Raw genomic sequence first — 19,321 nt, forward strand, 5'->3', positions numbered from 1 at the left:
TTTAAGTGGTGCCTTTCTTACTCATCGTTTAATGCTTTGAGCAGCTTGTCGGTTGCTTTTTCTGCATCTCCTTTTTCATCGCCTAGCAGTGTGACGAACTTGCTTCCGATGATTGCTCCTGCTGCATTGGCGGAGGCTGTTTCGAACGTCTGTTTATTTGATATTCCGAAACCTATCATTCGTGGGTTACGCAAATTCATGGCTGCAATGCGTTGAAAATATGCTTGCTTTTGTGCACCGAAATCTTTCTGTGCACCGGTAATGGCTGCCGAGGATACCATATAGATAAATCCGTCTGTATGTTCGTCAATCAGCCGAATGCGTTCCTCGCTCGTTTCGGGTGTAATCAGCATAATGACTTTTATATCATATTTCTCTGCAATGGGTCGAAACTCATTCATGTAATCTTTAAAGGGAAGATCGGGAATGATTACTCCGTCGATGCCAATCTCTTTGCAGGTGAGGCAGAAGTTCTCGAAGCCGAATTGCATGATGGGGTTTAAATATCCCATTAAAACAAGAGGGATTTGTACTTCGTGGCGAATGTCTCTCAGTTGGTTGAAAAGGAGCTGTAGGGTCATACCGTTTTTCAATGCCTGCGTTGCGGCATGCTGGATAACGGGGCCGTCTGCCATCGGGTCGCTGAAAGGAATGCCTATTTCAATCATATCGACTCCCTTGCCTGCCAGCGTTTTAATCACGTTTGCAGTACCATCAGAGGTAGGATAACCGGCGCAAAAATAGATGGATAAGATATCCTTTTGCTTTGTGCTGAATAAATTATTAATTCTGTTCATTCTATGTTAGATTTGATTTGTTCAATAAATGTGTTTAATAACTCTGCATCTTTTTTGCCCGGAGAAATTTCGAATCCGCTATTGAGATCGATGCCTGCCCATGCAGGGTGGCGGAACTCTTTCAGAGCATGCAGGCTGTCGGGCTTTAGTCCGCCGCTCAGCAGAAAGGGGGTGGAACCGTGATACGCCGAAAGCATTTGCCAGTCGAATGTTTTTCCCGAACCGCCAAAGCCGGTACAGGCTGTGTCGAACAGAAAGTAGTCGCAAACACTTTCATAGCAGGCGGTAGGTTTCAAATCACTCGTTCCGGCAATGGAGAAAACTTTGATAACACCTAGTCCGGCACGTTTCAGGTTGAGGCATTGTTCGGGAGTTTCTCTTCCGTGTAATTGGATGTAATGAAGACCGAATTCATCTGCTTTTTGCAATATGACGGGTGTCTTTTCGTTGACAAATACGCCTACGCGTTTACATTGTTCCGGCAGGTAAGCCGGACGGCAGGAGACATAACGGCTCGAATGGGGGAAAAAGATAAACCCCATCCAGTCCGGACCGGCCTGTTCTACCCGGCGAATATTGTCGGGCTCACGCATACCACATACTTTTACAATCATTTTCTGATGTGTTTTTATAACAGACTGATAAACTCTTTCAATGCATCTCCCGGTTGAGGGGCCTTCATGAAATTCTCTCCAATCAAGAAGCCTCGAAAACCGGCTGCACGTAATTGCCGGACGGTCTGTGGGCTGGAAATGCCGCTTTCGGAAACAAGTAATATTTCTTTAGGTAACTTCTCTGCCAGTCGGAAGGAGTTTTCCACGTCTGTATGGAAAGTTCCCAGATTGCGGTTGTTCACTCCCACCATATCGATGTTGTCTTCTATGTATTCCAATTCTTGTTCACTATGAATTTCGAGTAAAACTTCCAGTCCCAGTTCGTGTGCTTTGGCGGCCAACATTCTGCATTGCTCTTTCCGGAGTGCGGCAGCAATGAGCAATATTGCATCCGCCCCTACGATGCGGGCTTGATAGAGCTGGTATTCGTCTATAATGAAATCTTTACGCAGAATGGGAAGCTGCACTTTGGAGCGCACAGTACGGATGTCTTTCAGATTACCGCCAAAAAACTTTTCATCTGTCAGGATAGAGAGGGCGGATGCCCCTGCCGCTTCATAGGCGGGAGGAATGATATCAGCTTGTGCGTTTTCTTTTATCCAGCCCTTGGAGGGTGAACGGCGTTTAAACTCGGCAATGATGCCGGAAGGGGATGCCGAAAGGCAGGCACGCATACTTATTCGTGGCATGGGGGCATTGCAGTTGTTTATCAGCAGTTCTTGATGGATGGCTGCTTTTTGCTGTTCGATTTCAAACTGTTTATGGGCAATAATTTCGTCTAATATATCTGTCATAGCTTTTACCTTATATATATATGTGTGATTGATTTGTATCTTGTATTTCTTGCGCCGGATGGTCAACTGTTTAATTCGATAAACTGTTTTAATGTTTTCAGTGCTTTGCCGCTTTCAAGTGATTCACGGGCAATGGCAACACATTCCTCTATCGGTTTGGCCGGTTCCATGGCTTGGATAGCGAAAGAGGCATTAATCAGTACACAGTCGGTCTGTGCTTTGGTGGCATGGTTCTGCAATACATTATCGAAGATACAGGCAGCTTCCCGGGGAGTTGTACCGCCATAGAGTTCCTCTTGGCGGGCGAGAGAAAAACCGAGTTCCGATGGCTTGTAAATGGTTTCATAACGATTGGTCATTACTTTAAACTCATCTGTGAGGGAGATTTCGTCATATCCGTCCAGGTTATTGACTACGGCAAAACCGATACCGAGCTTTTGAAATACGTTGGTGTAAAGGCGCATTTGGGGAAGGTCTGCCACACCCAGCAATTGGTAAGAGGGCAGGCAAGGATTGACCAATGGCCCGAGAAGATTGAAGATAGTCCGCACTTGTAGGGCTTTGCGTACCGGCCCGACGCTTTTCATGGCGGGATTGAACAGTTGGGCGTGCATATACACCATGCCACATTCTTCCATACTGCGGGTAAGTATTGATGGGTCATTGGTAAATTTAACCCCATGTTGCTCCATTACGTTACTTGCTCCGCTTATGGAGGTTGCACCGTAATTTCCATGTTTTGCTACATGGTATCCGGCACCGGCAACAATAAAGCAAGCGCAGGTAGAGATATTGAACGTATTCTTTCCGTCTCCCCCCGTACCTACAATGTCGATAGGCTTGTAGGCAGAAAAGTCTATGGGTACTCGGGTTGTAAGCAGCGCTTCACGAAAACCGATGAGTTCTTCTACCTTGATGCCGCGCATCTGGAATACAGTGAGCAGGGCGGCTATCTGTGAGTCATTATATCTGCCTTTGGTGATATTGAGCAGTAAGTTTTTCGCTTCTTCGCGGGTCAGTTCCTCATGGTTGAAGAGGCGTGATAATATAGCTTTCATATCGTTTGAATGATTACTTTTATGCATTTAGGAAATTAGCGATTATTGTTTTTCCATCCGGGGTCAGTACAGATTCGGGATGGAATTGGATTCCATGTACATCATATTCTTTATGTTTGAGTGCCATGATATATCCTTCCCGGCTCACAGCCGTTACTTCCAGACAGTCGGGGAATCCGTTTGTGTCTACCACCCATGAGTGATATCTTCCGACGGGCACTTCCTGTGGCAGTCCTCTGAATATATAATCGTCTTTTTCTATGGTTATCGGTGTTTGTACTCCGTGAAAGACTTCACTCAGGTTGGTCAGTTTGGCTCCGAATACTTCTCCGATGGCCTGTTCTCCCAAACATACGCCGAGAATCGGCTTCTTTCCTGCATAAGTCCGGATGACATTCGGCAGCAGTCCGGCTTCGGAGGGGATTCCCGGCCCCGGTGAAAGAATTATTTTATCAAATACCTCCAACTCTTCCGGTAGGAAGGCATCATTGCGCACGACGGTGACTTCCGCACCGAGCTCTTTTACCAAATGACTTAAGTTGTAGGTGAATGAGTCGTAGTTGTCTATAATTACTATTTTCATACTAGAGTGTCTTTTTACATTTGTTCTGCCAGGAGAATTGCTTTTTTAAGTGCTCCCAGTTTATTGTTTACTTCTTGCAGTTCATATTCTTCGTTGCTTTTTGCTACAATTCCGCCTCCGGCTTGAAACCAAAGTTCATTGTTCCGGCTGACGAAGGTGCGGATAGTGATTGCCTGATTCAGTGTACCGTTTAGTCCGATGAACCCGATACAGCCACCGTAGGCTCCACGGCTGTGCGGCTCATATTGGCTGATGAGTTGCATCGCCTTTACTTTAGGGGCTCCACTCAGGGTACCGGCCGGAAATGTGTCGATGAATGTTTTGATGGGATTGGCATTTTGATTCAGTTCACCGCTGACACGGCTCACCAGATGAATGACATGACTGTAATACTGAGGTTCTTTATAGAATTCTACTTGCACATCTTTACAGTTACGGCTCAGGTCGTTGCGTGCCAAATCTACCAGCATCACGTGTTCGGCATTTTCTTTCGGGTCGGCAAGTAAGGCAGCCGTGAGTTCGGCATCTGTTTGCTTGTCTCCGCTGCGGCGGGTTGTTCCTGCAATGGGGTCGATGGTGGCACGGCCTCCTTCTATTTTGCAATGTGTTTCGGGAGATGAACCGAAGATACGGAATCCGCCAAAGTCGAAATAAAACAAATAAGGTGAAGGATTGATACTCCGCAATGCGCGATAGAGTTTGAAGTCATCACCTTCATAACGCTGGATGAACCGACGCGAGAGAACGATTTGGAACACATCACCACGCATGCAGTGGCCTATGCCTTTCCGGATATTTGCCTTATGCTCCTCATCGGTCAGCGTGCTGGTCGTTTCGCCTATGGCGTGGAAATCGTAGGTCGTATAGTTGCGGTTATGGATGGCTTTTTCTATATAGTCGAGATGGGTCTCCTCATGGTCCTGAAGCATTTCAAGCAGAAGCATTTCATTGCGGAAATCATTAAAGACAATCAGATACTTATATAAGATATAGAGCATTTCGGGAGCGTCATTTTTGGGGTCGCGACTGTCTTTTACATCAATATGCTCAAAATAGCGCACTGCATTGAAAGTGGTGTAGCCATACAGACCGCAATAATGATTGTATTCTCCGCTTACTTTAAAATGGTTCAGAAAATCGGTTATGACATAATCTACCTTGTAGCCGTCGGTAATGGTATGCTCTTCTGTGCTGCCGTCGGGGTAAGTGGTGGTGGCGACTCCATGGTTGATGCCGATGCTGGCAATGGGGTTCAGTCCGATAAAGGAACGGTTATTTTCGCTTCCGTGATAGTCGGAGCTTTCCATCAGTGCACTTTGTGGGAAGATGTCGCGTACTTTCAGGTAAGTGCTTACCGGAGTATGAAGGTCACCCAACATCGTCTTGTGCTTAGTTGTATAAGTAAATGTTTTCATTATCTTGCTTCTTCCGGTTTGTTATTCAAATAAGTTTCTGTATCCTTGTCTCCCCGTCCCGAAACGGTAAGTACCACTACATCTTCGGGGCGGAAGTGCATCTTGTCGAGTGCACCCAGTGCATGAGCCGATTCCAACGCCGGAATGATACCTTCCAGGCGGGTCAGTTCAAATGCGGCTCGTATGGCCTCATCATCATTGATAGCCAGAACCATAGCCCGCTTCTGTTGGGCAAGGTTGGCATGCATGGGGCCTATACCCGGATAATCCAGTCCCGCAGAGATAGAATAAGGTTCTTCTATCTGTCCGTCCTCGTTCTGGATGACCAATGTTTTTGCTCCGTGTATGATTCCCATCTTTCCCAGTTGGATAGTAGCTGCCGACATCCCTGTCTCTATGCCTTTCCCGCCGGCTTCGGCCAATACGATTTGCACACGTTCGTCATCGATATAGTGAAAAATAGTACCGGCAGCATTGCTTCCTCCACCCACGCAGGCCATCAGATAATCGGGATAGTCACGACCTTCGTGCTCTTTCAGTTGTTTCCTGATTTCTGCACTAATGACAGATTGCAGTCTTGCTACCATGTCGGGATAAGGATGAGGCCCTACCGTAGAGCCGATTACATAATATGTATCGGTGGGGTGACAACACCAGTCTCGAATCGCTTCATTGGTAGCGTCCTTCAGTGTCATGTTGCCCGATGTGACAGGGCGGACCTCAGCTCCCAGCATTTTCATTTTCTCTACATTGACATGTTGGCGTTCTACATCGGTTTTACCCATATAAACAATGCATTGCATATTCATCAGTGCACAAACGGTTGCGGTTGCCACTCCGTGCTGACCGGCTCCGGTCTCGGCGATGATGCGGCTTTTCCCCATACGCTTGGCAAGTAATACTTGCCCGATGGCATTATTTATTTTGTGTGCTCCTGTATGATTCAGGTCTTCACGTTTCAGATATATTTTACAGCCGTACTTTTCGCTTAGCCGACGGGCAAGATAGAGCGGGGAAGGGCGTCCCACATAGTGGCGCAACAAATCATTGAATTCTTGTTTGAAGTCTTCACTATCCAATACATTTAAATAGGCGTTTCTCAGTTCCTCTACGCAGCGGTGAAGAATCTCGGGGATATAGGCTCCTCCGAACTCGCCGTAATAACCTTCATTGTTTACTTGATAAGTTTTCATTGTGATTGATGTATTTAATTTCTTGTAATTTGCATAAACGAAAAAAGGCCTGTCGTAAGTACGACAGGCCTTCATCTGAATATCCTTTTAGAATGCTAAGTATATACACACGGTCTGGTTCTCTTACGACTTATTCAGTTGCAAGGGACGCCACCAATATGTATTTACTAATATTCTTTTCATTTTTTCTGTTTCTAATTCGGTGCAAATGTAATCGTTTTGATTTTATCTCCAAAGAAAAACTTACTTTTTTTTCTATTTATTGGTAACTTCGTTCAATTTGCCTTTAACCACTTCGGCCTGTTGGTTCATTTTTTCCATCACTTCGCCACCTACTCTTTCTGCTTTATGCTTGGCTCGGTGTGCGAAATCATACGCATCTTCTTCCAAGTCCTGAATAGTATCATAAAGGTCTCTTCTCAGTTTGCGTCCTCTATTGCTGTGGGCAAAACAACTCAATGCACTGCCGACCAACGCACCCAGCGCCAGTCCGACGAAAAATTTTCCATTACTCATAATCTTATTCATTTAATTGGTTTTATCTATGAACATTTCGGCTGTGTGAATGGTTTTTAATGCATCAGTTAATAAATCATTAAAAAGGAAATAAGATGAAACGTAAACTTTGGATAAGAATAGGAGCGGTGGTATTGGCTGCGTTATTGTTGTGGTGGCTCTTTTGGGCTATATTGATTGACGAGGATGAGAACGAGCAGGGCTTACCGGAAACAGAACAAATAGAGGCAGTGGATTAATTCCCTGCCTTTTCCTGTTCTTTTTCGGAAATATTCTGTATATTCGCCTGTTGATTTTCTGTAAAAGCGTAATAGTATAAAAAGTAATAACAATGAAAACAATGAATTATTCTATAATCCGATGCATCTGTGCATTGGTGTTGGGCGTATTATTGGTAGCATGGCCCGAAGCTGCCATTCTGTATCTGGTAATTACCATCGGAGTTTTGTTTCTGGTGCCCGGCTTATTTTCTGTCTTTGGTTATCTCACCCATGGCAAGCAGAATGGGATGTCTTTTCCCATAGCCGGACTGGGTAGTCTGCTGTTCGGCCTTTGGCTGATGATTATGCCGGCATTCTTTGTCGGTATCCTGATGTATGTGTTGGGAGCTGTTCTTGTGTTGGCAGGTGTCAGCCAGATTGTAAACTTGTCTGCCGCCCGCAGTTGGACGGTTGTGCCGGGAGGTTTCTTTATTGTTCCCGTATTGGTACTTATTGCGGGCATTGTTGTTCTGTTTAATCCGTTTACGGCTGCCACTGTGCCTTTCATCATATTGGGAGTCAGCAGCATTGTTTATGGACTTTCGGACTTGGTGAACATTATTCGTTTTCGTCAGAAGAAAGACATCCACACCCCTGTGATAGAGGATGTGACCCCTATTGAAGAGATTTAAACTTAATATATTTATGAAAAAACGACTGAACTACTTATTGATTGTATTATGCTTATTGATTGCTTCTGCGTGTAAAAATGGGGCTGTTACCGCAGACTCAGGCAAAGATGAAGGCGCCGGAGGCTGTGAAGGAGAAAAGGCAAAAGCTATTTTGTGGGTGGATTATAAAAAGGGGCGTCCTATCCCTCGCGGAGTTGCTATCAAAACAGTAAAGGTGCGTGCCAAAGTGTTTGCCGATGGCAGTGTAAAAGTGCTTTCTTTCTGTAAGAAACAGTCTTTCAGAGTGGAAGACTACTTGCTGAAGAGATTGAAAGTTTACCGAATCCGGGACTGGGCATTTGAAGGGAATTATATTCAGGCCGGCGAGCAATATTTGCAGTTACGGTATATTCCTTCCTGGATGAAGTAGTAAATAACCATTCATGACGTACTCTGTCAGCGTACAATGCTTCCGTTTCCTCTTTTATTAATGAAAGGAAAATATACATGAACCACGGCCGTGGTTAACTTTAACCACGACTGTGACTAAGTCTAACCACGGTGGTGAGCAGGCTTAACCACGGCCGTGGTTAAGCTATCGCAATAGGCTTTTCCAAGCTATGCATTACTTTATTCTATACTCTCCCTGTATTGCTTCGGCGACATCCCCGTATATCGTTTGAAATACTTTCCAAAGAAAGAAATGTCGGGGAAATTGAGTGAGTAAGCTATTTCCTGAATGGTCATATCTGTCGACTTTAGTTTGGCTTGTGCATCGGTAATAACCAGTTTGGCTATAATGTCCGTCACCGTTTTGCCTGTCACCTTATTTACAGTGGTACTGAGGTGTTGGGGAGAAACGTGCAACAAATCTGCATAAAAAGAAACACTTCGTTCGTTGATATAGTGCTTGATGATATATTGTACAAGCCGTTTCACAATCTCTTCCCCCCGGTTGAAAGAGCGTTTGTCTGTTTCTGTGTTTTGATGGATGCTGCCTACCCCGTGCAGAATGGTCAGCAACATGGTACTGACTAACTCTTTGGTGGGTTGCTCGTCGACTCGTCCCATTTTTATCAATAGCATAAAATAATCCTGAAACAACGCCGTTATCCGGGGTTGCAATGAGATGACCGGCATTTCAATCAGAGCCGAGAGATAATTCATGGTAGAGTTGAAAAAGTTGGCGCCATTCAATAGTTCTTTATTGAATCCTGCCAGAAATAACCGACAGTCATGACTCTGCCGGATGACATGTACAAAGGTGTCGGGCAGGATAGTGACAATATCATTCTCCTTTATTTTGTGTTCGGACAAGTGGATAGTCATGTCACACTCACCACGCAGGCAAAGAATAAACAGACAACCATTCATACGCTGTGGGTAGTGGTAGATACGTCCGAAAGCACCGGTTATGTCAATTTCTGCTATGAAATCTTTGTTCGGTTTAAAGATGTTAATGTCGTCTGTGTACTTCATAAAAATAAAGAAGATTTTGGTTATACACCACAAATATAGGGCAGTTTAAGCAGATTACAAAGAAAATGCTTAAAAATAGACTAATATATCTTACTGTTAGCACTTGTGCACATTTAATAAATGTGAGAACTTTGCATCCGAAAACAAATGTGAAGATTAACAGTATGAAATGTAGAAAATTGTCTATTGTGGCAGTGAGTGTGGTGTTGTTCTGTTCATGTGGACAGCAACCTGCTCAGGAACGAGGACCCCGCCCGGTGAAGTTGGCGGAAGTGGCGTTGTTAAACAAAATTGAGAAATCCTATTCAGGCGTAGTGTCGCCCGACCAATTCAGTGACCTTGCGTTTAAGATGTCCGGCCCGCTGGTGGCTATGAATGTACTCGAAGGGCAGAGAGTGAAAAAGGGAGATGTAGTGGCTGAAATTGACCCGACAGACTATAAGTTGGACTATGATGCAAAGAGAGCTTCGTTTCAGAAAGCGGCATCGCAGATGCAACGTGCAGAAAAGCTGTTGATGAAAAATGCCATATCCATGCAGGAGTTTGAAACGACTCAGGCATCTTACACCAATGCGAAGTCTGCATTCGAAAATGCACAGAATACATTGAACGATACAAAGTTGCGTGCACCGTTTGATGGATTTATCCAAAAGAAATATGTGGAAAACTACCAGCGTGTACAACCGGGACAAGGTGTGGTTTGTCTGGTTAACCCCACTAAATTGCAAGTGGAATTTACCATCCCTGAAACAAATATTGCTTACGTCACTTCTCACGGAAGTATTTTTGTGGAATTTGATGCTTATAAAGGCAAGCTGTTTCAAGCAAAGGTGAAAGAGTATGTGGAAGCATCGCAAGACGGTGCCGGAGTTCCTGTGTTCCTCTATATTGACGACCCTGAATTTGATTTGAAGAAATACCAGGTGTCGGTGGGCTTTTCGTGCCGTGTGGTAGTTAATATTGAAAATGAAACGGTAAAAGAAGGAATCACGGTTCCGTTGTCTGCCGTAGTATTTGATAATACTCTGAATAATAAGATTGTATTCATTTATAATCCGTCTACTCAGAAAGTAGAGAAACGTAAGATTTATGACGAAGGAACCATTGTGGGACGTAATGATTTAATTGTGAGCGGAGAGGTGAAGGCCGGTGAGCAAGTGGTGGCCGCGGGAGCTTCTTATCTCGTAGACGGCCAGCAAGTTAAAATATTAACCGAATAAAAGAGGAGAGGACGAATCATGAATATTCCAAAATATTCTCTGGAGAACCGGAAGGTTATCTACTTTTTTCTGGCTATCTTATTGATAGGTGGAGTTATCTCCTTCTTTAAGTTGCCGAAGAAAGAGGATGCGCCTTTCGTGATAAAGACGGCGGTTCTTGTTACCCAATATCCGGGTGCGAATCCGCATGAAGTGGAGAAATTGATAACCGAACCGATTGAACGTGAGATTCAGTCAATGACTGATGTATATCAGATTAAATCGGAATCTTACTTCGGATTGTCTAAGATTTCTATAGAGTTGCAACCTACTATCGACCCTGATTATATGCCGGTGAAGTGGGATGAGTTGCGTCGTAAGGTGGCAAACATCCAGCCGAAATTGCCTGGCGGTGCATCTACTATCACGGTGAACGATGACTTTGGCGATGTGTATGGTATTTATTATGCACTGACAGCCGACGAGGGCTTTTCATACAAGGACCTGCGTGACTGGGCACAGCGTATCCGTACGCAGCTTACCCCGATTGAGGGTGTGCAGAAGGTGATGCTCTATGGTGAGCAGACGGAAGTAATTAATGTGAAGATATCTACTTCCAAGTTGTCGTCTTTGGGCATTGACCCGACTTCTATTATGGGGATTCTGCAAAAACAGAATGTACAAGTCAATACGGGAGATATCGCTACTGATATTTACCAGTTGCGCTTGCGCACAGAAGGTACTTATACCAGCCTTGAAGATATTGAGAACCAACTGATTGTCAGCAAAGATGGACGTGAAGTGCGTTTAGGAGATATTGCAACGGTGGAACGCGGCTATTATGACCCGCCTTCAACACTGATGCGTGTCAATGGCAAACGTGCCATCGGTATCGGCGTAGCCAGTGGCGCAAAGGATAATGTGGTGGCTGTTGGTAAAGCGGTGGATAAAAGTTTGTCGGAGATAGAACAATTGTTGCCTATCGGTATTGAGTTGTCTTCTCTTTATCCTGAAGATAAAATTGCGGATGAAGCCAATAACGGATTTATTCTCAATTTGATAGAGTCGTTGGTTATTGTGATTCTGATTATCTTTGTAGTGATGGGCTCGCGTGCCGGTATGCTGATTGGTAGTTCGCTGTTGTTCTCTGTAGGAGGTACCTTGCTTATCATGTTGATGTGGGGAGTGGGCTTGAACCGTACTTCTTTGGCTGCATTTATCATTGCCATGGGTATGCTGGTGGATAATGCCATCGTGGTGACGGATAATGCCCAAATCGGTATCAAGCGCGGAAAGTCTCGCTATCTCTCTCTGATAGAAGGCGCCATCAAGCCGCAATGGGCATTGCTGGGAGCGACTTTTATTGCCATTTGTTCGTTCCTGCCGTTGTATCTGGCTCCTGCATCGGTGGCTGAGATTGTAAAACCGCTATTTATCGTGTTGGCTGTTTCGCTGGGCTTAAGTTGGATTTTGGCTTTATGCCAGACTACGACTTTCGGAAACTTTATCTTGAAAGAGGCTACTCCCGGCAGTGAAGGCAAAGACCCGTACGATACCAAAATCTATCATAAGTTTGAGAAGCTTCTGACTTTGCTGATTAAGCGCCGTTTTATAACACTGACTACTGTGTTTGTTACTTTGGTGCTTTCGCTGGTCATCATGGCAGTCATGCCTCAGAGTTTCTTCCCGAAGATGAACAAACCTTATTTCCGTGCCGACTTGGTATTTCCGGAAGGTTTCAGCATTCATGCGGTAGACGAAGATGTGATGAAAGTGGAAGATTATCTGAAGAAGAATGAGAAAGTGAAGTCTTATTCTGTAACTTTAGGCGGCACCCCGCTGCGTTACTACCTGGCAAGTTCTTCTTTCGGTCCGAAGTCCAACTATGCCAATGTAATGGTGGAGACAAAGAATCCTGAGGATGCAGCCGAAGTGGAGCAGCAGTTCTATGAACACATGACTCAGAATTTCCCGAATATCATTACCCGTTCGGCATTGTTTGCGTTGTCACCGGTGCCCGAAGCTGCCATTGAAATCGGATTTATCGGTGAGAATCCGGATACGCTGACCGCCTTGGTGGAGCGTGCAAAGAAGATTGCACACGAATGTGATATGGTGACGGATATACGCTCTAACTGGGGCGATAAGGTGCCGGTATGGAAACCGATGTTTTCACAACAGAAAGGATTGCGCCTTGGCATTACCCGCCAACAGGTTGCCAATTCATTCCGTACGGCTACCAATGGTCTGCCGTTGGGCGAATATCGTGAGGGAGATATTTCACTTCCTATCCTGTTGAAGGATGAAGATGCGGAAAGTATGAACCTGAATGATGTGAAGAGTGTTCCGGTATTCAGTACGAAAGGAAACTCTGTGAAGGTGGAGCAAGTGATTGACAATTTTTCGTTGGGGTATGATTATAATGTAGTGCGTCGTTTCAACCGTGAACGTTGCATGATGATGCAGTGTGAGCCGAAACGCGGTGCCAATACGATGGCTGCCTTTAAGCAGGTGTTGGCAGCCGTACAGGAACAGATGCAGTTGCCCGAAGGCTATAAGATGAAATACTTTGGTGAACAGGAGACACAAGATGTAAGTAATGCAGCTTTGGCAAAAAATATTCCGGTGACATTCTTGTTGATTTATGTTGTTTTGTTGTTCCTTTTCCCGAGCAACTATCGCAAGCCGGTATTGATTATGCTGATGCTGCCGTTGGTGTTCATCGGTGTGGTATGGGGACTGTTGCTGTTCGGTAAATCGCTTGACTTTTTTGCCATTTTGGGCTTATTGGGCTTGATTGGTATGAATATCAAGAATGCGATTGTACTGGTAGACGAAATCGGCCTTCAACTGAAAGACGGCAAAGGGGCGGTACCTGCTGTGGTTGAGGCTACCAAGACACGTATTGTTCCGGTAACTATGGCATCGGGAACTACCATTTTAGGTATGCTTCCTTTGCTGGGTGATGCGATGTTTGCTGGTATGGCGGCTACCATTATGGGTGGTTTGTTTGTATCGACCATTCTCACCATCTTCGTGCTTCCGGTGACTTATTGTATATTCTTTAAAATCAGAGCAGACAGATAATGAAAACAAACTTTATATATATACTTGGAATGGTGTGCTTGTCCGGTACGGTTTCGGCTCAGACTACCGTAAATTATACGGAGTTCGAACAGAAGGTGTTGGATTATAGCCAGACTTTAAAGCAGAGTGTAGCACAACGTACTGCTATGCAGAAAGCAATGAAAGCCGCGAAAACCGCTTTCTTCCCCGCAGTAGATGCAACGGGAAGTTATCAGTATCGCATCAATAAATATGATATGGATTTTGGCGGAATGGCTGTTCCTATGGAGCATGATTCTTACAGTGCCGAAGTGGGAGTTGCCCAACCTATTTATGCAGGAGGAAGTATTTATCATACTTACAAGGCATCACAAATCCAGTCTCGGATAGCTGATAAATCGGTAGATTTGACCACCGATAATCTTATCTACGCCGCAGAAGCCAGTTATTGGGGAACTGCGGCTCAGAAGGAGATGTATCAAACGATGTGTCAGTATGTAGAAATTATCGGTCAGTTGACTAAAGTGTTACAAGATAAGTATGATGACGGCTATATCAGTAAAACAGATTTGATACAAATGCAGACTCGCCTGAAAGAGGCTGAGTTGCAACGTTCCAGCAGTTATCAGTCTTATCAGATAGCTTTGCAGAACATGAATGTGCTGATGGGCTTGGAACCGGATAACGAAGTCGGTCTGCTTGATTCCATTTTTGTCGAGTTGCCTCTGCCTGCTTATATCGGTGCCGATGCTGCGCTGAATGTCCGCCCTGATTACGCCATTTCTCAGTTGGATGTGGATTATCAAAAAAGACAGGTCAGCCTGGCTGCTGCAAAGTATAATCCGTCTTTGTCTATTGGCTTTAAAGAGACTTGGGGCACACAAATGTTGAACATTTCAGGCGAAACAATGTTTAATAGTAATGTGTATGCCTCTGTCAAGTTGCCACTGTTCCATTGGGGAGCGCGATTTAAGTCGACGGCTGCACAAAAAGCGATTTTACTTGGCAAGCAGTATGCTTTGCAAGATAAACAAGACCAAATCACGAAAGAAGTAGCTAAAGCATGGACTAGTCTGACTGAAAATACCCGTCAGATAGACATTGCTAAAGAAAACTGCAAGTTAGCAGAAGAGAATTTGGATTTGAATACATTTAGTTATACAGAAGGTAAGCTGACTATTCTGGATGTACTTTCTGCACAGTTGACTTGGGTACAGGCATATACAAACCTCATCCAGTCTTATTATGAGCAGAAAATAGCATTGGCAGATTATAGGAAAGCCACCGGTATAAGGTATTTAGGACAGAAATAAGTAATTTCAGACCAAAATCTTATAATTTAAAATGCCACTTTAAAGCAGGTTTGGATTATCTTTGCATCCAAATCTGCTTTTTTTCTTATATATGAATACATTATGAAGAAATTGTTACTTTTGACATGGATATTCGTATGTATGGCAGGCATGGCTTATGCAACTCCCGGACATAGTGAGTTGTTTGAGTTGCCAACAGATACGATACAACACAAAGACAGCACGGTACAGAAAAGAAGCTTCTTCAATAAGTTTCTTGACTACTTTAATGATGCGAACAAAAACAAGAAGCATAAAAAGTTTGACTTCAGTATTATCGGCGGGCCTCATTATAGTACGGATACCAAGTTGGGACTTGGACTGGTGGCTGCCGGGCTTTACCGCTCGGACAGGAATGATACTATCCTTCCTCCTTCCAATGTTTCTTTATTCGGCGATGTGTCTACGGTAGGTTTTTATCTACTGGGAATTCGTGGCACCCATATCTTTCCGCAAGATAAATACCGTTTGGATTATACTTTATACTTCTATTCTTTCCCTTCCAAATTCTGGGGAATGGGATATGACATGGGAAATGTGGATGCCAACGAAACGGATATGGACCGTTGGCAGGCACAGATAAAGGCCAGCTTCTTGTTTAAGTTGACGGATAATTTATATTTGGGACCGATGGTGGCTTACGATTATGTGCGTGGAAAGAATTTGGAACGTCCCGAATTGATGGAAGGGATGGATTTGACTACCACCAATTATGGGGCCGGCTTTTCCTTGGTGTACGATTCGCGTGATGTGTTGACCAATCCGCATAAAGGATATTACTTGAACTTATCGCAATGTTTCCGTCCCAAGTTTATGGGGAATGATTATGCTTTCAGTACCACTGATTTGCGAACCAGTTACTATCATCCTGTTTGGAAAGGCGGTTTGCTTGCCGGAGAGTTTAGAGGTGTGTTTAATTTCGGCAATCCCTCTTGGTCAATGATGGCTTTGCTGGGAAACTCTTACTCTATGCGTGGCTATTATGAAGGCCGTTACCGTGATAAACATAAAATGGAAGGGCAGATAGAATTGCGCCAGCATATTTGGAAGCGTAATGGTATAGTGGCATGGATTGGTGCGGGAACGGTATTTAATAAGTTCAGTGCACTGCGTGCCAATCATGTCTTGCCCAATTATGGCATCGGATACCGTTGGGAATTTAAGAAGAATGTGAATGTCCGTCTTGATTATGGATTTGGAAAGAACGGACAATCAGGATTTTTATTTAATATAAATGAAGCGTTTTAAAGAGATTTATCAATGGTGTTGTGAGCCGGAACAATTATTCTTTCTGTTTATAATTGTATTGGCTATTCCTAATGTGGCATTGTTTTTCACAGAGCAAATGCCTTTATTGGCACGTATATGCAATATAGTTTTGCCGGTATCGGTATATTGGATGGTGATGACGCTGAGCCGGAAGCCGGGAAAGATGATATGGATATTGTTCCCCTTTGTCTTTTTTGCCGCTTTTCAGTTGGTTTTGCTTTACCTTTTCGGACAGTCTATTATAGCAGTCGATATGTTTCTGAATTTGCTGACAACCAATTCAGGTGAGGCAATGGAGCTGCTGGACAATCTGTTGCCTGCTGTAATCGGTGTGTTTGTGGTCTATTTGCCTACTTTGGCTTTGGGCATTGTTTCGATAACGGGAGACAAGAAGTTGGATTCATGTTTTCTATACCGGCAGAGGAGATATGCCCGGATGGTAATGGGAGTGGGAGTGATTCTGACTGCATTATGTTATGTGGACAATGAAGATTATGAAATGAAGCTCGATATGTATCCGGTCAATGTGTGTTATAATCTGACTTTGGCGATAGAGCGTGCCGGTGAAACGGCCGGTTATCAAGAGAGTTCGAAGGACTTTACGTTTGGTGCACAAGCTACGCATGATAAGGATGAGGCGGAAATATATGTATTGGTAGTGGGGGAGACTGCAAGGGCTTGCAATTTCGGACTGTATGGATATGAACGGAATACCACTCCGCTACTGGATAAAACGGAAGGCCTCGTTGCATTTACAGATGTACTTACCCAATCAAATACAACGCATAAAAGTGTGCCGATGCTTCTGTCGGGAGCTTCTGCCGAAAATTATGACCGTATATATCGGGAGAAAGGTATCATTACCGCTTTTAAAGAAGCAGGGTTTCACACTGCATTCTTTTCCAATCAGCGGCCTAATCATTCTTTTATCGATTTCTTCGGAATGGAGGCGGATGAATGGAAATTTATAAAAGAAGATGTATCTGAGGAGGCGAACATTTCAGATGATGAACTATTGACGTTGGTGGATAAGCAGCTGAATGACGGACACCGGAAGTTGTTTATCGTGTTGCACATGTATGGCTCTCATTTTAATTACAAAGAACGCTATCCTTCAGACATGGCTGTGTTTAGGCCGGATAGCTTGACCGATGCGAAATATGAGAACCGTGAGTATTTATTGAATGCGTATGATAACACAATTCGTTATACGGACAGTTTCTTGGCGTCATTGATTGAAATGTTGCAACGCACGAATGCTTCATCGGCTATGCTTTATACTTCCGACCATGGAGAGGATATTTTTGATGATAGCCGAAAGCTGTTTTTGCACGCGTCTCCGGTACCGTCATACTATCAGTTGCATGTCCCGTTCCTGATTTGGATGTCTGAGGCATATCGTGAAGGAAATCCTGTTCAATATGAGGCAGTGTGCATGAATCGTGAAAAGCCGGTGGCGGGTAATGCATCTGTCTTCCATTCCATGCTGTCTTTGGGTGGCATACAGACTAGCTATAAAGAAGATAGTTTGTCTGTTGCCAGTGAGCGATATGTCGTTCGTCCCCGTTATTACTTGAATGACCATAATCTTCCTAAACCTTTAGATAAAATCGGGTTGGAGAAGAAAGACATTACACAGCTTGAAAAAAGAAACATGATGTATCCATGACAGATGGATGTGTCAAAATCTGAACGCTTCTGTCACATTGTTGTTGACAATAGGGCAGACCGCTTTTATTTTGACATATCCTCATGTACAAGTTTGTTTTTGCACTTTTAAATTTTATCAAGTGCCTGTTCCAAATCGGCCAACAGGTCATCAATATGCTCTGTTCCGATAGATAGCCGTACAGTTCCCGGATAGATTTCCTGCTCCTTGAGTTCTTGCTCATTTAGCTGTGAATGAGTTGTACTTGCCGGATGGATAACCAGTGATTTTACATCCGCTACATTAGCTAGCAAAGAGAATATTTCGAGGCTGTCGATGAATCTATGGGCTTCTGCCTGCCCTCCTTTCACTTCGATTGTAAAGATAGAGCTGGCCCCATGAGGAAAGTAGCGGTTGTATAAGGCATGGTCGGGATGTCCGGGCAATGACGGGTGATTTACTTTTTCCACTTTGGGGTGTTGATTTAAGAATTCCACCACTTTCAGTGCATTCTCTACATGACGCTCCACACGCAAAGAAAGAGTTTCCAGCCCTTGCAGTAGGATAAAGGCATTGAACGGGCTGATAGCTGCTCCTGTATCGCGTAGCAAAATGGCACGGATACGGGTAGCATAAGCCGCTGCTCCTGCCGCATCGATAAAACGGATTCCATGATAACTGGCATCAGCGTCGGTCAGTTGGGAAAATTTGCCTGAGGCTGCCCAGTCAAATCTGCCGGAATCTACAATGACACCTCCCAAAGAAGTACCGTGTCCGCCGATAAATTTAGTTGCCGAATGTACCACGATGTCTGCTCCATGTTCTATGGGGCGGATGAGGTAAGGAGTTCCGAAAGTATTGTCTACAATCAGAGGAATCTGATGACGGTGTGCGATATCTGCTACCGCTTCTATATCGATAATATTGGAATGGGGATTACCCAGACTCTCGATAAACAAAGCCTTGGTATTTTCCTGAATTGCATTTTCAAAATTGGATAAGTCATTCGGGTCGACAAAAGTGGTGGTTATACCATACTCGGGCAGGGTGTGTGCCAACAGATTATAACTTCCTCCATAAATTGTTTTGGCCGCAACAATATGGTCGCTGGCACGGGTGATGTTCTGGAGTGCGTATGTAATGGCAGCTGCACCCGAAGCTACTGCAAGTCCGGCTACTCCTCCTTCCAATGCTGCTACGCGCTGTTCAAAGACACCTTGGGTGGAGTTGGTCAGTCGGCCATAGATATTGCCTGGGTCTTGCAAACCGAAACGTGCGGCTGCATGGGCAGAGTCATGGAACACATAAGAAGTGGTTTGGTAAATGGGAACTGCACGCGCATCTGTTGCTACATCGGGTTGTTCTTGTCCTACATGGAGTTGTAATGTCTCGAAATGTAATTTCCTAGTTGCCATAGTTGTATTCTTTTAGTAAAACTGATTATTGATTTATTTTATGCAAAGTTAT

At 44.3% G+C, this 19,321-nt stretch carries 18 protein-coding genes; 8 read left to right on the forward strand and 10 right to left on the reverse strand.

Annotated features, from left to right (window positions below; genetic code table 11):
* Window positions 1-17: 17 nt before the first annotated feature.
* The 8 genes from trpA to QYT14_RS00710 all read right to left on the reverse strand — a co-directional run bounded on the left by trpA (window position 18) and on the right by QYT14_RS00710 (window position 6,970).
* Window positions 18-797 (reverse strand): tryptophan synthase subunit alpha, encoded by a 780-nt coding sequence (gene trpA, locus QYT14_RS00675; protein ID WP_288324058.1) that lies wholly within the window; start codon window positions 795-797, stop codon window positions 18-20.
* Window positions 794-1,411 carry a phosphoribosylanthranilate isomerase gene (locus QYT14_RS00680; protein WP_288324059.1) on the reverse strand — a complete coding sequence of 206 codons (618 nt, stop codon included), beginning with the start codon at window positions 1,409-1,411 and terminating at the stop codon, window positions 794-796. The genes trpA and QYT14_RS00680 overlap by 4 nt, the downstream gene beginning before the upstream one ends.
* 14 nt (window positions 1,412-1,425) lie before the next feature.
* On the reverse strand, window positions 1,426-2,205 hold the full coding sequence (trpC, locus tag QYT14_RS00685; protein WP_288324060.1) for an indole-3-glycerol phosphate synthase TrpC: 780 nt from the start codon (window positions 2,203-2,205) through the stop codon (window positions 1,426-1,428).
* A gap of 62 nt (window positions 2,206-2,267) precedes the next feature.
* A complete protein-coding gene (trpD, locus tag QYT14_RS00690) occupies window positions 2,268-3,263 on the reverse strand; it encodes an anthranilate phosphoribosyltransferase (RefSeq protein ID WP_237038141.1) in 996 nt (331 codons plus the stop codon).
* 19 nt (window positions 3,264-3,282) lie between these two features.
* A complete protein-coding gene (locus QYT14_RS00695) occupies window positions 3,283-3,846 on the reverse strand; it encodes an aminodeoxychorismate/anthranilate synthase component II (protein WP_288324061.1) in 564 nt (187 codons plus the stop codon).
* Between the two features lie 14 nt (window positions 3,847-3,860).
* Window positions 3,861-5,261 carry an anthranilate synthase component I family protein gene (locus QYT14_RS00700; protein ID WP_288324062.1) on the reverse strand — a complete coding sequence of 467 codons (1,401 nt, stop codon included), beginning with the start codon at window positions 5,259-5,261 and terminating at the stop codon, window positions 3,861-3,863.
* Complete coding sequence (gene trpB / locus QYT14_RS00705; RefSeq protein WP_288324063.1) at window positions 5,261-6,454, reverse strand: tryptophan synthase subunit beta; 1,194 nt, start codon at window positions 6,452-6,454, stop codon at window positions 5,261-5,263. The genes QYT14_RS00700 and trpB overlap by 1 nt, the downstream gene beginning before the upstream one ends.
* Before the next feature lie 255 nt (window positions 6,455-6,709).
* Window positions 6,710-6,970, reverse strand: coding sequence for a YtxH domain-containing protein (locus QYT14_RS00710; protein ID WP_289307892.1), 261 nt, complete (start codon window positions 6,968-6,970; stop codon window positions 6,710-6,712).
* A gap of 95 nt (window positions 6,971-7,065) precedes the next feature.
* On the opposite strand from QYT14_RS00710, the gene QYT14_RS00715 reads away from it, so the two are divergent.
* The 3 genes from QYT14_RS00715 (at window position 7,066) to QYT14_RS00725 (ending at window position 8,271) form a co-directional block, all read left to right on the forward strand.
* Entirely contained in the window at window positions 7,066-7,209 is a 144-nt protein-coding gene (locus QYT14_RS00715; RefSeq protein ID WP_237038137.1) for a hypothetical protein, read from the forward strand.
* A 92-nt stretch (window positions 7,210-7,301) separates the two neighbouring features.
* Window positions 7,302-7,862, forward strand: a complete 561-nt coding sequence (locus tag QYT14_RS00720) for a DUF308 domain-containing protein (RefSeq protein ID WP_237038136.1) — start codon at window positions 7,302-7,304, stop codon at window positions 7,860-7,862.
* 13 nt (window positions 7,863-7,875) lie between these two features.
* The gene (locus QYT14_RS00725) at window positions 7,876-8,271 is read left to right on the forward strand and encodes a DUF4891 domain-containing protein (RefSeq protein ID WP_237038135.1); all 396 of its coding nucleotides are present in this window, start codon (window positions 7,876-7,878) and stop codon (window positions 8,269-8,271) included.
* 200 nt (window positions 8,272-8,471) lie between these two features.
* Here QYT14_RS00725 and QYT14_RS00730 read toward each other — a convergent pair whose 3' ends face one another.
* Window positions 8,472-9,320, reverse strand: coding sequence for an AraC family transcriptional regulator (locus QYT14_RS00730; RefSeq protein ID WP_288324064.1), 849 nt, complete (start codon window positions 9,318-9,320; stop codon window positions 8,472-8,474).
* Window positions 9,321-9,484: 164 nt separating this feature from the next.
* Between QYT14_RS00730 and QYT14_RS00735 the strand changes: the two genes are divergently transcribed.
* From QYT14_RS00735 to QYT14_RS00755, 5 genes are all read left to right on the forward strand, one after another.
* The gene (locus tag QYT14_RS00735) at window positions 9,485-10,540 is read left to right on the forward strand and encodes an efflux RND transporter periplasmic adaptor subunit (protein WP_237038133.1); all 1,056 of its coding nucleotides are present in this window, start codon (window positions 9,485-9,487) and stop codon (window positions 10,538-10,540) included.
* An 18-nt stretch (window positions 10,541-10,558) separates the two neighbouring features.
* A complete protein-coding gene (locus tag QYT14_RS00740; protein WP_237038132.1) occupies window positions 10,559-13,606 on the forward strand; it encodes an efflux RND transporter permease subunit in 3,048 nt (1,015 codons plus the stop codon).
* The gene (locus QYT14_RS00745; protein WP_288324065.1) at window positions 13,606-14,898 is read left to right on the forward strand and encodes a TolC family protein; all 1,293 of its coding nucleotides are present in this window, start codon (window positions 13,606-13,608) and stop codon (window positions 14,896-14,898) included. The genes QYT14_RS00740 and QYT14_RS00745 overlap by 1 nt, the downstream gene beginning before the upstream one ends.
* A 102-nt stretch (window positions 14,899-15,000) precedes the next feature.
* A complete protein-coding gene (locus QYT14_RS00750) occupies window positions 15,001-16,185 on the forward strand; it encodes a BamA/TamA family outer membrane protein (protein ID WP_237038130.1) in 1,185 nt (394 codons plus the stop codon).
* The gene (locus tag QYT14_RS00755) at window positions 16,172-17,875 is read left to right on the forward strand and encodes a phosphoethanolamine transferase (protein ID WP_237038129.1); all 1,704 of its coding nucleotides are present in this window, start codon (window positions 16,172-16,174) and stop codon (window positions 17,873-17,875) included. The genes QYT14_RS00750 and QYT14_RS00755 overlap by 14 nt, the downstream gene beginning before the upstream one ends.
* Window positions 17,876-17,982: 107 nt before the next feature.
* Here the strand turns inward: QYT14_RS00755 and QYT14_RS00760 are convergent, their stop codons facing one another.
* Entirely contained in the window at window positions 17,983-19,269 is a 1,287-nt protein-coding gene (locus QYT14_RS00760) for an O-acetylhomoserine aminocarboxypropyltransferase/cysteine synthase family protein (protein ID WP_288324066.1), read from the reverse strand.
* Window positions 19,270-19,321: the final 52 nt, after the last annotated feature.

It is taken from the genome of uncultured Phocaeicola sp. (genome assembly GCF_948499155.1).
In the GTDB taxonomy this organism is placed as follows: domain Bacteria; phylum Bacteroidota; class Bacteroidia; order Bacteroidales; family Bacteroidaceae; genus Phocaeicola; species Phocaeicola faecalis.